Genomic DNA, 14,886 nt, shown 5'->3' on the forward strand with positions numbered 1-14,886 from the left:
CCCCGGAGGCTGCGGAAGACCTCGGAGGGCCCCAGAAGACGTTGTAGGGTATCGCAGCGCAGGCTGGGGCCCGCAGAATTACCAGATATTCACGCGCTCATTCGGCTCACGCCACATGCCGTCGCCCGCTGAAGTGCCGAAGGCCTCATGGAACTCATCGATGTTGCTGGCAATGACGTTGCAGCGGAATTCCGCCGGCGAGTGCGGGTCGATGGCAAGCAGCTGGCGTGCAAACTCCGGACGAATCTTGGAACGCCAGACCAGTGCCCACTGCTTGAACAGGTCGCGGTAGGTCTCTGGGGTGTCCTCCAATCCGAGCTCCTCACCGCGGGCAGCGAGGAAACGTCGGAAAGCGACGACGGCAATACCAAGCCCGCCCAAGTCACCGATGTTCTCGCCCAGGGTGAAGCGACCATTGACGCCAGGCAGGTCAGAGCCCTCTTCTCCCTCCTCGGCCTGCTCGCGCAGGGCCTGCGGAACCAGGCCCTCGTACTGGTCCACCAGCGCGGCGGTCAGCTTCTCAAAAGCTGCGCGATCCTCATCGGTCCACCACTGGTGAAGGTTGCCGTGACCGTCATACTGCGAGCCCTGGTCATCAAAACCATGCCCAATCTCGTGACCAATAACCGCACCGATGCCACCGAAGTTCTCCGCCGGGGAAGCGTCTGGTGAGAAGAACGGCGACTGCAAAATCGCAGCCGGGAACGTGATGTCATTGACCACCGGATTGTAGAAGGCATTGACCGTCTGCGGAGTGCCATGCCACTCATCACGATTGGCCGGGGTGCCCAGCTTTGCCACCTCATAATCATGCGCAAAAGCGCTGGCAGCGCGAGCATTGTCCATCAGGGAATCCCCGAGCTCCATCGCCGAGTAATCACGCCAACGCTCCGGGTAACCAATCTTGGCCTTAAACAGCGACAGCTTCTCCAGTGCCCGCTGCTGCGTCGCCTTCGTCATCCACGGCAGCTCCGAAATGCGCTCCCGGTATGCCGCCAGCAGGTAGTCCACTAGTTCCAGGACCTGCTCTTTGTACTCCGGCGGGAAATGCTTTTCCACATACAGCTTGCCGACGTCGTGTCCAACCGCCCCGTCCGCAAAGGCAACACCACGCTTCCAGCGTGCACGCTGCTCGGTCGAACCCTGCAAGGTGCGGCCGTAGAAGTTAAAGCTCTCCGCAGAGAAGTCATCCGACAGGTAGGCGGCGCGCTGGTGGAGGACGCGCCACAGTGCCCACAGGCGCAGATCTGCCAGGTCAGTGTCCTGCCACAGCTTGCTCAAGTGCTCGAAGTACGACGGCATCATCACCACGATGGTGTCGATGGCAGTCTGGTTCGTCTCATTCACGCCGGTGGCCGCGAGCCACTCCGCGACCGGGAAGCCGGTGGGGAGGTCAGCAATGGCCGTCTTGTTATAGGTCTTCAGTGCATCGTGGGTATCGACCACATTCCAGTGACCAGCGGCAATTCGCTTTTCAAAAGCCACGATGCGCGCCGCCGCAGCGGCCGGGTTCACCAACTCGAATGCAGCAAGCGCGGTGGAGAGGTTCCCCGCGCCGTCGTCATGCGAGGAGAGGAGCTTCAACATAGCGGCAATATGCTGCTCATAGGCGACGAGGGTGTCGGCGTGACCAGGCTCGCGGTAGTAAGCCTCATCCGGGAGGCCGAGGCCCGACTGCAACAGATAAAGAGCATCCAGGTCCGAGCCGGAATCCTTCTCTACCCAGTACCCGAGCGCACCACCGACACCGAGGCGGTCGAGGCGGCCGAGCGCCAACGCCAGCTCATGCGCGTTCTCGGCGGAGGCGATCATTTCTAAATCCTGCGCGAGTGGGGCTGCGCCGGCGTTATTAATAGCGGCTTCGTCCATAAAAGAGTTGTACAAGCGAGCGACGCGGGAATTCGGATCCGCATCGGCGGCCGTGGTGATGAGCTCGCGGACGTTTTCCTCCGCCTCATCCCTCAGCTTGTAAAAGGCGCCATCGATGGGGCGGTCAGCCGGGATGACGTGATTGCTAATCCACTCGCCGTTGGTGGCCAAGTAGAGGTCATCCTGTGGGCGAGGAGTCGTTGAGAATTGGGACGTTGCGGACTGGGTCTCAGTATTAGTGCTATTCGTCATGCCGCCAGTCTAGGGGCAAGGGCGGATTGGGTCTGTGACTGGAGGGGTGAGATAAGTTTAGGCTTACGAATGGGGCTGAAGTGATTTAAGGGGTAAGGTGCAAACCATGAATTTTCTTCCACTCTCCGCGACCGCGGTGCTGAAGCGACGCCCGGGCCGCGCCACTTTGGCGGGTATCGTGGCCGTTGCGCCGCTGACCTTGGGCGTTATTGCACCGGCTGACGCGCAACCCCAGGATGCATCTGCACACTCCAACCCGTCCGCTGCTGATTCCAAGGGGTCGCTCGACTTTTTGACTGAATCACCGAGCATCACCGATGCGCCGCTTGCGTCGGATGTTCAGGAGTCGCAGGGCTCTGATGCCAACGGTTCGTCAACCGGTTCAGCCACCAGCGCATCGTCGAACTCGGCGCGCACCGGCTTCTACATGGGGCCGACTGGTGTGGACGTCTCCAAGTGGCAGCGCCCAGGTGGTGTCGCGCTGAAGTGGGACGAGGTCGCAGCCAGCGGCCAGAAGTTCGCTTTCATCAAGGCCACTGATGGTGTCGAAGGCGACCAGAAGTACTTCCTCGAGGACTCCATCGCCGCAGCTAAGGCCGGTCTGTACGTGGGCAGCTACCACAAGGCGCATCCGGATCGCTCCGCAACCGAGCAGGCCGATCAATATGTGGAAGCACTGCAGCAGCGCGATGAGCAAATCTCCACGGACAAGACATTGCCACCTGTGCTGGACATCGAGCTGGACAACGGCCTCAACCCGACCCAGCTGCAAAAGTGGACCAAGGACTTCCTCGAGCGCGTCGAGGAAAAGACCGGCGAAACCCCGATGATTTACACCTACCGTTGGTTCTGGCAGAACCCAATGGGTAACTCGACCGACTTCACCGACTACCCGTTGTGGCTCGCCGCCTACCAAGACAGCGCTCCGACCTCGCTGCCGGGCGGTTGGGAGAGCATGACCTTCTGGCAGCGTTCCTCCACCGGCCGCATCGATGGCATCCCGACCATCGTCGATGAGGATGTCTTCAACGGCACCGAAGCCGAGCTGCAGCAGCTGGCTGCTGCTCACTAGTGATGTGTTGTGGGGGGGGGGCTGGGAACAGGCTAAAACTTCGTCCGCCCCGCACGCCACGCAATCAACGCAGGCAGGAGTTTGTCGACGTCGTCGACGACGATAAGCGCATCGAGAAGCTCCGGCCGCACAAAGCCCGCATCCACAACATTGCGCAGTAGCACCAGCAGGGGCTCCCAGAAGCCCGAAGGTCCCAGCAACGCCACCGGCTTGGCATGAATCCCCAGGTGCTGCTGGGTCCACACCTCGAAGAACTCTTCCAGTGTGCCCGCACCGCCGGGGAGCGCAACAAAAGCATCGCCGAGCTCATACATGCGCGACTTTCGATCGGCCATAGTCGCAACAGTTTCCAGGTGAGTCAGCCGCGGATGGGCGATTTCCTTCTTGACCAGGACCTCGGGGATGACACCGGTGACACTGCCGCCGTCGTCAAGCGCTGCGTTAGCAACCGTGCCCATAAGACCAATCGCCGCGCCACCGTAGACGAGCTCCACTCGATTTTTCGCGAGTGTCTGGCCGAGGCGTTCGGCGGTGACGCGCCAGGCGGGATCGTTGCCGAAACCGGAGCCGCAGAAAACAGTCAGTGATGACAGTGCGCGCTGTGGCTGTTCACGGCCAGCGGCAAGCTGCGGCAGCTCTTCACGGAGCTTCGGCAGAGTGGTCTCGGCCAGCATAGGGGCGATTTTCCCGGTCGGCAGCCAGGGGTCGAGCCAGCGGACCTCTTCAATCTCGGCATGGGGCTGAACGTTCGCCAGTTCATCGGTGAACTCTCCGACATAGCGCACATGGTGGCCGACGACCTCGAAGCCCGCCTCGTTGGCGGCGGCTGCACGGGCGATATTCCACGGACGCAACAGCGAAAGGTCGATGTCCACGCCGAGTTCCTCGGAGACCTCGCGAGCGGCGGTGACCTCCGGGGCATCGACGGACTCACCCGGCTCGAACTTGCCGCCGGGCAGCATGAACGTATCCGTACCCCGCTTACGAACGCACAAAACCCGCCCCACCGGGTCAGTCACAACCATTGCGGCGACAACGATGGAACGGGTTTGTGCAGTCACGCGGGCTCCTTAGGTGAAGGAAGCGCCGAGGCTCTTTCGCCTAGGGATCCTTCACAATCATCTTCCCGGGCGAGTATAGACCCGAGCGAGTGATATCTTCATACTCAATTTCGGCGACATCCGGCTTGACCTTGTCCTTATTCGGACGCGGCGAGAGCTTCTCGACGGAACCCCAGTCGCGGCGCCAGTCGTTCTTGAGGTAAGTCGGTACAGACGTAGCCTCATTCACAGCGTCGGAGAATCCGAGCGGACCACCGCCATCGACCGACTGCCAGACATCTGCGCCGACGACCTTCAGACCACGGTCCGGAGTGATGCGGTACTCCGGAAGTTCCGCGACACCGGCGTAGTGGTCGAACGGACGCTGGCACGGGAACTGGAAGGCAACCGGCCAGTCCGGGATAGTCGCAGTTTCCGGTGAGATGACATCAGTCATCGACTGCAGTTCGGCCAGGCGAGGCGGGGTCAGCGCCAGCCACTGATCCTCGGAGACATCATTGTCCTCCGCGACCAGTCGCACAGCGGTGGCTCCCTCTGGGATCTCCTCGGTCAGGAAGCGCAGGTTACGCCAGGTCGGAGCAGGACCGATATCAATCGGCTCCGACTCGGAGAGGACCTCGAAGCCGCCCTCGTCGCCGCCCTTGCGACCGTACTGTGCCACCAGCTTGCGACCCGGCTGAGCCACACCGTTGATGTCGTGGTGGAAGATACGGCCGGCCGCCGATACGACGAGTAGCGGGTGGTCCTCGTCAATCTCAGGCAGCTGGAACCAGGAAGTTTCCAGGCTTGCCGGACGCTGAATGTCCTCGGAGTAGGAGCCAAGCACCGGCACCTTATCCGGATTCAAGCCAAATGGCAGCTCGACCTGCGAGCCGTTGACACCCTTGTCGGCGCGCTTACCGCCGTCGGTGCCCGACGCGGAACCGCCCTCAACTGTGGCTTCCGGATCAGAAGATTGATCATCAGTGTCGGCAGTACTTGCCTGGCTCTGGCTGGTGTCCACAGCTTCGGCCTTCATGTTTGACGGGACGCCGTTCGGGTCGAAGCCACGGCTCTTGCCGCCACCGCGCAGCGATTCCGCTAGCGGCTTGCCATCGACGGTATTTAGGAAGCCATCGTTCGGATCGGTTTCCATCAGCACATCGCTCGCTAGATTACATGTCTGACCAGTCAAGGAGCGGATATTACCCGCGGCGACAGAGTAGGCCGGGTACTGCGATACTGCGCCCTTGCCCAGCGAAGCCACCATGAACATCGTCACCAACAGTGTCGTCACCGCAATCGGGGACGATGCAACTGCATTGATGCGGCGCACGCGTGCCGACTTTTCCTGCGACTTCGACTTGGTACGGAACTCCTGGACGAAGTTCATTACTGCACCAGCCAGCAGCAGTAGCAAGGCCAGAGCCAATACTGCTGAACCCAGCTGGTGGCCGCGCAGCTGAATGGTCTTGTCGAACCACGGCACACCGTAGGACGACACATACCACCAGCCGTTAATACCCATCAGCGAGAAAGCGAGGATGAAGGTGAAACCACCGGCAAAGAACAGCTGGTTGCGCGGGTTACCTGCTACCCAATGGCTAATGGCCATGGCGGCAAGTGCTGCCAGGGAAGCCGCGATGCCCGCGTATACGCCGAAGTGGTGCGTCCACTTTGTCGGCGTGAAGGTCAGGAAGAACATGGTGCCGATGAACATGAACACCAGGCGTGCCGACGGACCGGCCAGAGCCCCCGGAACGGTGCGGTGACGAAGCAGCGCGGCAATCGTGATGCTCAAGCACGCCAGTGCAATCAGAACCGGGAAACGACGTGGGAAGGCGCCGTCGACCGACTGCAGCACCAGCCAGTAGTAGCGGACGTACTCGTTGTACCAAGGCTCCGACGGGCCGATGATGCTGCGGACGCGAATGGACTCGCGGACCGTGGCCAAAGTCTGGTCGCCGAAGACACCGACCAAGATGGCGGTGCCCGCGGCCAGGAATGGTGCAATCTGCATCAGTGGGGCCTGCCATCCACCACCGAGAGCCTTATGGCGCTCAACGACAATGCGCACCAGCATCGGGATGCCTGCGAGCAGGGCAGCAACTGCCATTAGGCCCGTTGGGCCCGAGCCTAGGGCCAGCGTGGCGATAACCACGGCAACTGCAGCCGGCAGTAGGCGTCGAGTCAGAATTGCGCGCTCGATGAAGACCCAGGTCAGCAAAGAACCCAGAGCAATGACCGGCTCCGGGCGCAGTCCGTTGTTGTACGGCAGCCAGAAGGCCAGCAGCACACCGGCAGCAGACCAGTAGGCCACCCGGCGCTGGGCAATCTGGTCGCCGAGGCGCGGGATAACCATGCGGGAGATAATGAACCACACCAGCAGTGCGGACAGCAGCGCAGGCAGGCGCATCCACAGAGATGAGGTGGACACCTTCACCATCAGCGACAGCAGGTCGTAGTAGGGGCTGCCGAACGGTGACTCAGGAGCGCCGAACCAACGGTAGTAGTTCGCCATGTAGCCCGACTCGTCGGAGACGCGCGCCATGGTGAAGATGTAACCGTCATCGGAAGTGTTGCCACCGATGAAGTGCCAAACAACCAAAATCGTGCCAACCAGGATGTCCAGCGGAGTCGGCTTCAACGCACCGCGCTTGAACAGCGGAGTGAAGGAGGAACCGTCGATACGGTCAATGCGAGCTAACGCGACCAGAGAAGCCAGCGTCAGAAGCAGACCCAAGTACATGACGATGTACTTCACCACTGTCGGGTGTGAGGTGTAGCGGGAGTCGATGTTCATGTGGACATCGAGTCCATCGGCTACGGCCTTGGCCGCGTCGCCGTCAGCGGGCAGGTCAGTGTAGATACCGGTGACCTGCGGACGGTAATCGCCGTGTACGACCGCGGTGAGCTTCTCGCCATCGGCATTCTTACCACCGTCGATGTTGACGGTGGTCTCATGCTCGTTTGAGCGGATCTCCAGGATCTTGCTCTTGTTGCTGGCAAGCTCCTTCTTATCCAGGCTCATCACCACGCTATCGCGCAGAATGACGTCGAGGCCGTCCTTGCCCGAACGCACCATCAAGCCCCGTTTGGTCGGCTTATCCGCGGTCGGCGGGATAGTCGACAATAGGGTTGTCCGCTTGTCGGAAAGCTCATCCGTCAGCGACAGAGGCAAATCGACGCTCAGGTCCAACGGTGCCTGCGCCATGAGTGGCGCATCCACTGAGTTCAGTGTGTCGCGCTGAGGCCAAGACACGGAGGACTGAGTATTCACGACCGGGAGGAACGGTGTGATGACAAAGCAAATGAAACCGACGATTCCAGCGATAATCGCTGTCCAACGAGTCAGTGTCGTAGGAGAGGGGCCGTCCATAGGCGGTCTCTCCACGCGGTCGATGGTCACTTCGGGTGAACCGTCGACACTTTCTTTGATTTCTTTAGTTTCGGCAGTCACAAGGAAAGATACTACGGTAATTGGCCTTTTTCTTTGAGTTTGCAACGCGAAAGTTACATCACAGTTTCCACATTAGTAACAGGAATCACGTTTGCGGCAGGGGATAGCCGCTCAATATCGACTTGCCAATACCTATTTGCGAACCGCCACTACAAACGGGCCGACCTGGTTTAGCTCCCAGTGCTTCTCAAATGCAGAGCGGGCAAAATTCAGGCTTCGGAAGACCACATTCGGATTGTTCGGATAGATATCATCCGCGATGTCCAACGTCAGCGGAGCGGCATCCTCGCCATCAGGCGTCTCAACCTCGCCCCGCAGCACAATGGCATCTGGTCCGCGCCACGGCGTTTCGTCCATTGCCTGCACGAGCTCATCGGGGTCGCGAATCTCCGACCATTCCTCCAACGCCTGATTACGGCGGTCAAACTCACCCAGAGGGTTAGCGTAGTGGCTGGTCAGTGCCTGGAATCCGTACCAGGGATAGAGTGCCTGGAAATTCTTCTCATCCGTCAGCACCACTGTCTGGGCCGGATCGAGCCCAGCCTCCTTCAGCGTTTGGTCCACCGCTGAGTACCACGCCCCGGCATTCGGTGGGAATCGGTCCGCGCGCTCGCCGTTACCGTCGGTGTCGGTATGCGCCAAGTCGATGGAGCCATGCAACTTATTCGGAATCGACTGTGCGTAGCCAATGCCCGCCAGCAACAAGACTGCCGCCATTACCGCGGAAACACGCTTGGCAATGTGAGCTGGTGCCGTCTGCGGCCAGTACTTCTCGATGCCGTTGAGACGGGCGTCGGCAAGCGCGACCACACCAGCCGCGATCAACATGAACGTAATCGGTGCGGTGAGGCGAAATCCCAGCAGCGTGCGTCCGAGCAGTGTCGCCACCATCGAGGCCACTACCCAGCCGTAGAGCACCAGCGTGCCCAGGCCGAGCGCGCGCGCATCCGGTTCTGTGGCGCTGACCAGCATGCGCACGACACCGATGAAACACAGCACACCGATCACGCTGGCAGCGAGCATCGGCAAAGGCAGCTGCGCGCCCTCTGGCGGCAGGTAATGCGTCGCTGTCGCGCCCGAGCGCGGTGCCCCCGCCGCAACCGCCAGCATGTACGGACCCCACACCGTCGCCGCAATCAGCATCGATCCCACGCCCATTATGATCAGGCGCACTACAGGCATCCACGAGCTTGACGACGTCCACGCGATCACGGCCAACACGACCACAATAAGCGCGCCTACGGCAGTGTAAAGAGTGTAGAAAGTCGCAGAAATACCCAGGAAGACGAGCACGCCAAACATGGCGGACCAAGCGCCGGTGAGACCGCGCCAGGCCATCACGGTCATCGCCGGAAGACCCATAGCAACGACTGCGGCGTAGGGCTCATCGGCGACAGTGGCCAGGGCGACGGCCGTGGTTGTCAGCGCAATGCCAGTGGCTACTGGCAGGGAGCCACTCAGGCGTTGCCACACCGGAACCAAAACACAGCCAGCAGCGGCGAGTGTCATCAACGCCCAGGGCTGGAAGACCTCCCAGCCGGCAATGCCCAGGATATTGGCCAGGCGTCCGCCCAGGAAGAACCAACCAGCGGGGTAGAAAGACGGGATGTCGATGTACGACATGTCATGCAGGCCAGGCTCCGCGGCCATCCTGGTGAGGTATTCAGTGCGGAACTCCTGGTCGACAGACAGACCGTCTAACCACAGCTTGGTCGAGCCCAGCGGCAGGCCGACGGCAGAGACCACCAGAATGGCCGGTGACATGTAAGCCATCAGGTACGTCAACCACGTTAGCCACCTGGGGCGATTGTCTTTGCCCTTGGTGGCGAAGAAATACAGCAGGACGGTGGTGAGCGTCAGCGTGATGACAATCAGCGCTGTTGCGACCGCTCTGGTCAGCTGCGAGCCGCCAAAGGCCGGCAGTGACAGGCGGTGGAACACAAACCAGGACGCTAGAGCGATAACCGAACCGCCCACAAGCGCTGCGACCAGGTAGAGGAGGGCAGCCTTGAGGGAGAGCTGGTCATCATTGAAGATCTCGTAGCGATCTTCGTCAACCAGCTCACTATAGGATCGTTCGCCCGTTGTGTTGGCGCTAGTGTTGTCGGCACCCGTGGTGTCAGCGCTCGAGGTTTCGGCCTGCTTGTCTACCATGCCCTCAAGTTTTGCACAGGAACCGGACTCCGACGAACGGCGGAGCTAAAGGTGGGTACGTCAGCCCGTCAAGCCCTGCCGAGTTCTATCGAGTCCCTCGAACCCCACTTTTAAATCGGCAGCTTCTTGAAGATCGGGCGCGGGATGTGCTTCAGCACCATCATCACTAGCTGGAATGCCGGCGGAGCCCAGACCAGGGTCTTACCGGCCTCGACGGATTTCACTGCGAGCTTGGCGACATCTTCCTTGTTCACGGTCAACGGAGCCTCGTCCACGTCAGCGGACATACGGGTACGGACCTGACCAGGGCGGATAACCAGGGTCTTGACACCGTACTCCTCCAGGGCCTCACCCAGGTTCAGGTAGAAACCATCCAGACCGGCCTTGGTGGAACCGTAGACAAAGTTGGAGCGACGCACGCGCTCACCAGCAACGGAGGACATGGCAATGAACTGGCCATGACCCTGTGCCTTGAACTTCTGACCAACCAGAACACCCATCGACACCGCGCCGGTGTAGTTGATGTTCGCAGCCAGGACAGCCTTGCGCTGGTTCTGCCAGAGCTCCTCGGCGTCGCCAAGCATGCCGAACGCGACGATGCAGATGTCCACGTCGCCGTCGGCAAATGCCTTATCGACGACCTCCGGGTGGGAGTCGAAGTCCGTTGCGTCGAAGTCGAGGGTGACCACCTCGGAAGCGCCGGCGGCCTTCATCTTCTCAGCGGAGGCCTCGCGCAGCGGATCGTTTGGCAGGGAAGCCAGGATGACCTTGGCCGGGCCCTTCTTCAGGAACTCGGCGGTGATCGCCAGACCGATTTCACTGGTGCCGCCGAGCAGCAGGATGGACTGGGCAGCGCCTACAGCATTAATCATTGGGGCTCAAATCCTCTCGGTTGTCTTAGTGCAGTTCCAGGCGACGAGACATGTCAGAGGCGAAGACACCGTGCGGGTCGATCTCATTGCGGGTGTCCAGCCAGCTCTGCATCTCGGGGTACATCTGGTGGAAGTTAGCGGCGGAAGTGCGCGACTCCTTGGCCAGGTAGAGGCGGCCACCGAACTCCATGACGCGACGGTCGAGGTCGTCCAGGAACTGGCCGAGACCCGGCTTGATTGGGAAGTCCACGCAGACGTTCCAACCCGGCATCGGGTAAGACAGCGGAGCGCGGTTACCCTCGCCGAACAGCTTGAACACATTCAGTGCCGAGTAGTGGCCGGAGCGCTGGATATCGCGGACAATCTCCTTGAACGGCTCGACGGCCTCGCGCGGAACAACGAACTGGTACTGCAGGAAGCCCTTGGAGCCATAGCCGCGGTTCCACTCACCGATGAGATCCAGTGGCTGGTAGAACTGCGTGAGGTTCTGCACCTGGTTCCGGTAGGTACCGGACTTCAGCCACCACAGCTCACCAATGCTGATCATGGTCAGCTTGTTCATGGTGAAGGACGGGAAGATATCCGGCACGGTCACCAGCTGCGGAGCGTTGAACTTCAGCGGGTCCTTGGCCAGCTTCGGGGCGTATTCCTCCAGCTGAGCCAGGGTTGCCAGCGAACCGCGGGAGATTGCGGCGCGTCCCAGCTTCGGCTCCGGCGAGATGGCATCGAACCACGCGGAGGAGTAAGTGAAGTTCTCCTCGGAGCCATCGGAGTGGAACTCGATGGTCTCGTCCAGAGTGTGGGTCATGTCGCCATCGGCGATGAAGTAGGCCGTCTCGGTCTTGGTCATCTTGATCCGAGCGCGGACAATAATGCCGGTCAGGCCCATGCCGCCGACAGTTGCCCAGAACAGCTTGCCGTCCGGATCATCTGCGGAGCCCTCCGGCTCGAGGTGCAGGATGCGGCCGTCAGCGACCAGCAGCTCCATCGACAGCACATGGTTGCCGAAAGAACCTGCGGAGTGGTGGTTCTTACCGTGAATATCCGGACCAATGGCACCACCGATGGTCACCTGGCGAGTACCCGGCAGTACCGGTACCCACAGGCCGTAGGGCAGTGCAGCCTTCATCAGCTGATCCAGCGTGACACCGCCGTCGACATCAACAATCGCCGACTCCTGATCAATGGAGTGAATCTTGTTGAGCTTCTGCATGTCGATGACAAGACCGCCCGAGTTCTGGGCGGGGTCGCCGTAGGAGCGGCCCATACCGCGGGCAATCACACCGCGGCGCAGGTGGGCAGGCTTGTCGGAGTTCTGGTCTGCGACAGCCTTGACGGCGTTAACGATTTCATCCAAGTCCGGCGTCGACAGCACCTGGGACTTAGCGGGGGCAGTACGACCCCAACCGGTTAGGGTCCTGGCTTCTGTGTGTACGGCTCCGTAGGCACCGTTCGAAGCATCGGTGCTGGACTTGCCGTTAGTGTTAGTGGACATCAAGGCTAGGCTACCCCCTTGCACCGGCTCCGTCGCCCGTGACGCTCCGAGGTGTTGGTCACGCTTGAGGCCGCGCACGGGCCGTCGGAAAGCGAGCGAAATGTACGGAGGGGCTATAGATCCATAATTTTTCGGATCTCTTCCGGCAGCATTTCCTGCGAGGTGATCTGCGGGCCGTCGTAGGCCTCGAGTGCGCGGTAGACCTGTGCGCGCTCTGTGCTGTCGAGGATGGGCAGTTCCTCGGCGAACAGCATGACCATCTGGTTCGACAGCGGGGTATTGGTGTACTCGGCGGCCATGTTGATGGTTTCGCGCGGCTTCTTCTTAAAAAAGTCGAACATGCGATACAGGCTACCCCGCTTCGAATCCGTCACTCGCGATACCATCAACCTCATGACGTCCACGCCCGCTGCTACTCCGCAGACCCTTGCCGTATGTAGTTCCACATCGCCCGTTGTCATTTGGCATGTGGAGCTCTCGCCGTCCTTTGCAGGCGAGAGGTTGTCGGGTGCATGGCTGGTGGATCCGCTTGACGACGGAGCCCTGGAGACCGCCACCAATCTGCTCACCGGTTGCTTTGTTGCAACTGTGACCGCGGGCGATGGTGACGGTGACGCTTCAGCTGAGAGTGCTGAGGGGGCTGAGGGGGCGGACCTGCTATCGCAGGCGATTGAGCAGGCGGGGGCCACGGTGGTGGACCTGCCAGCATCGGTGGCCGGTATTCGTGACCACATCGGACAGCTGCGCGCCGCCGCGAAGGAAGAGAAGGCCAAGCCCGGCAAGGGAAATCTGACGGAGCCGCGGTTTCCCAAGGTCAACGACGTGGAGGTCATTGATTTTCCGCATGTTGGCGAAAAAGTCGCAGGACCGGTGCTGGGGCTTGCCCGCGGGGTAGAAGAGCTGGTGGCGCAGTGGATGGCTGTGGAGTCGCAGCGCCTGCGTCGCAAGTACTTGGCAGAGCCGTGGGGCGCGGAGCCGCGCCAGATTCCGCTGGTAAAAACGCGCGCATTGTAGCGAGTTTTTGCTATCCAGGCCACCTTGTTTTTCCTGCGTACGCTGTGAAGTATGGCAGCACAGACCGATAACGTAGTCGCCTTCCCAGGCGTTCGCGTGGCCACGGAACCGGCCACGCTCATTATCGGTGCCTCTTTAGAGGAAGAACCGTGCAGTGCCCACCGCGTCTTCGGGGTCAATGACCAGATGGATCTGCGAAGCCTGTCCCGCGTGTTAGCGGTCATCTTTGGGTGGGGCGACGAAAGCGTGCCGACGAAGTTCCATTTGCCCGGCTCTGCGGTGGAGTCTGTGGCGCAGCTGGTGACTGGCGGCAGACCCGCAGCGGGCGAAGTCGTCGATGTTCCCTTATCCACCACAGTTGCCGAGGTGCTGCAAAGTCCCGGCGATACCCTTATCTGGCAGTGGGGCCTGTGGGAACATACCTTGCAGGTCAGAGAAGCTTTTGCCCGCGATGAGGCCACACCGGATGCCCTGTGCATCGGTGGCTCGGGTGCTATCCGCGCACTGGGGGATGTGGACGCGGAGGAGCCGGTAGATATTGCCGCAATCAATAGGGAATTGACCGGACGGGACTCTATTCAAAATACGTTGGCCACCGCTCGTGCCGATGTCGTGGACATCATCGAGAGGTCGGGGGTGTTTGAATTCGTGCCCCTGTTACAGGCTCTGGACCTGCAGAGGTCGGAATCAACCGCGCTGGAATTGACCGGGGAGGCGGGGGAGAGCGTCGTCAAGCGATTGCGTGCATTGCCTATAGAGGACGCCGAGAAAGACCCAGCCGGGCACGATGCGGCGTTGGTGGAGCTGCTGTGTTTGGCGGCGCTGACCTCGGATGAGCTGCGGCATGATGTGGCGGCGCATGTCATGGAGCGCCTCGGTTGGGAGAGCGACGAGGGCATCCCGCTATCCGGCGAGGATGTGGAGGAATTGGCGGCGGCTAGCTGGGCGGAGATGAGTGCGTTGGGCCTAGCTGGGGAGGATGCGCTCTCGCCAGTGGAGCGGCTGGATCTGCTGCGTGAGGCGCTGCGGCGTTAGTTCGTTTCTCCTCTTTATTGCCTCTTCATGTTCGCGCTGGCTGTTTGTTAGCTGGCCGGTGGCCTAGAATTTCTAGGCGTGTCAGCGAATGAAACAGCAAATGAAAACACGAACCGTGAAAACGGCAAGCTCGGAAACGGCTCCCACGAAAATGGCTTTGTCGTAGAGGACTCGGCCGCAGTGCCGATGGCGACGGAGACCAAGGACGAGCACGGACTGAAAGTGCAGATGATGCGCTTTATCATCTCCGGCGTCATCGCGGCGGTGGTGGACTTCGGCCTGACGTTCATCATGCTCAACGTCTTCGGGGCGACCAACTTCTGGGGCAAGACGGTCGGCTGGGTTTTCGGCACGATTACGGCGTACATCATTAACAGCCGCTGGACCTTCAAGGCGAAGTCCTCGGCGAAGAAGGTGCTGGCAGTTGCGGTGCTGTACCTGATCACTTACGCCACGCAGGTCGGTATTTTCAACGTGTTGCAGCCCTGGCTCGTCGAATCCTGGGGCTGGAACGCGCAGTGGGCACAGTTCGGCGCATTCGTTGTCGCGCAGGGCGTTGCGACGGTAATTAACTTCATCATTCAGCGTGTATTCATCTTCCGTGTGAAATAGCGCGATACGCT

The 14,886-nt window shown here is 60.8% G+C and carries 11 protein-coding genes; 4 read left to right on the forward strand and 7 right to left on the reverse strand.

Annotated features, from left to right (window positions below):
* Window positions 1–78: 78 nt before the first annotated feature.
* Complete coding sequence (locus HMPREF2614_RS02060) at window positions 79–2,121, reverse strand: M13 family metallopeptidase (RefSeq protein WP_070559986.1); 2,043 nt, start codon at window positions 2,119–2,121, stop codon at window positions 79–81.
* 106 nt (window positions 2,122–2,227) lie between these two features.
* On the opposite strand from HMPREF2614_RS02060, the gene HMPREF2614_RS02065 reads away from it, so the two are divergent.
* A complete protein-coding gene (locus HMPREF2614_RS02065; protein WP_070559988.1) occupies window positions 2,228–3,193 on the forward strand; it encodes a glycoside hydrolase family 25 protein in 966 nt (321 codons plus the stop codon).
* Window positions 3,194–3,225: 32 nt separating this feature from the next.
* Here the strand turns inward: HMPREF2614_RS02065 and HMPREF2614_RS02070 are convergent, their stop codons facing one another.
* The 6 genes from HMPREF2614_RS02070 to HMPREF2614_RS02095 all read right to left on the reverse strand — a co-directional run bounded on the left by HMPREF2614_RS02070 (window position 3,226) and on the right by HMPREF2614_RS02095 (window position 12,555).
* On the reverse strand, window positions 3,226–4,254 hold the full coding sequence (locus HMPREF2614_RS02070; RefSeq protein WP_070559991.1) for a TIGR00730 family Rossman fold protein: 1,029 nt from the start codon (window positions 4,252–4,254) through the stop codon (window positions 3,226–3,228).
* 40 nt (window positions 4,255–4,294) lie between these two features.
* The gene (locus tag HMPREF2614_RS02075; protein WP_070559993.1) at window positions 4,295–7,693 is read right to left on the reverse strand and encodes an arabinosyltransferase domain-containing protein; all 3,399 of its coding nucleotides are present in this window, start codon (window positions 7,691–7,693) and stop codon (window positions 4,295–4,297) included.
* A 132-nt stretch (window positions 7,694–7,825) separates the two neighbouring features.
* Window positions 7,826–9,847 (reverse strand): galactan 5-O-arabinofuranosyltransferase, encoded by a 2,022-nt coding sequence (locus HMPREF2614_RS02080; protein ID WP_070559995.1) that lies wholly within the window; start codon window positions 9,845–9,847, stop codon window positions 7,826–7,828.
* Between the two features lie 110 nt (window positions 9,848–9,957).
* Complete coding sequence (locus tag HMPREF2614_RS02085; protein WP_005510898.1) at window positions 9,958–10,719, reverse strand: decaprenylphospho-beta-D-erythro-pentofuranosid-2-ulose 2-reductase; 762 nt, start codon at window positions 10,717–10,719, stop codon at window positions 9,958–9,960.
* A 25-nt stretch (window positions 10,720–10,744) separates the two neighbouring features.
* Complete coding sequence (locus tag HMPREF2614_RS02090) at window positions 10,745–12,214, reverse strand: decaprenylphosphoryl-beta-D-ribose oxidase (protein ID WP_005510894.1); 1,470 nt, start codon at window positions 12,212–12,214, stop codon at window positions 10,745–10,747.
* Between the two features lie 113 nt (window positions 12,215–12,327).
* Window positions 12,328–12,555: a hypothetical protein gene (locus tag HMPREF2614_RS02095; protein WP_038627265.1), complete on the reverse strand. Its 228-nt coding sequence runs from the start codon at window positions 12,553–12,555 to the stop codon at window positions 12,328–12,330.
* A 52-nt stretch (window positions 12,556–12,607) separates the two neighbouring features.
* Here HMPREF2614_RS02095 and HMPREF2614_RS02100 point away from each other — a divergent pair, with 52 nt between their 5' ends.
* From HMPREF2614_RS02100 to HMPREF2614_RS02110, 3 genes are all read left to right on the forward strand, one after another.
* Window positions 12,608–13,228 (forward strand): hypothetical protein, encoded by a 621-nt coding sequence (locus HMPREF2614_RS02100; RefSeq protein ID WP_235191222.1) that lies wholly within the window; start codon window positions 12,608–12,610, stop codon window positions 13,226–13,228.
* A 51-nt stretch (window positions 13,229–13,279) separates the two neighbouring features.
* On the forward strand, window positions 13,280–14,263 hold the full coding sequence (locus tag HMPREF2614_RS02105) for a plasmid pRiA4b ORF-3 family protein (RefSeq protein WP_038627270.1): 984 nt from the start codon (window positions 13,280–13,282) through the stop codon (window positions 14,261–14,263).
* A gap of 78 nt (window positions 14,264–14,341) precedes the next feature.
* Complete coding sequence (locus tag HMPREF2614_RS02110) at window positions 14,342–14,875, forward strand: GtrA family protein (protein WP_038627272.1); 534 nt, start codon at window positions 14,342–14,344, stop codon at window positions 14,873–14,875.
* Window positions 14,876–14,886: the final 11 nt, after the last annotated feature.

It is taken from the genome of Corynebacterium sp. HMSC074C11, assembly GCF_001809455.1.
Lineage (GTDB): Bacteria > Actinomycetota > Actinomycetes > Mycobacteriales > Mycobacteriaceae > Corynebacterium > Corynebacterium amycolatum.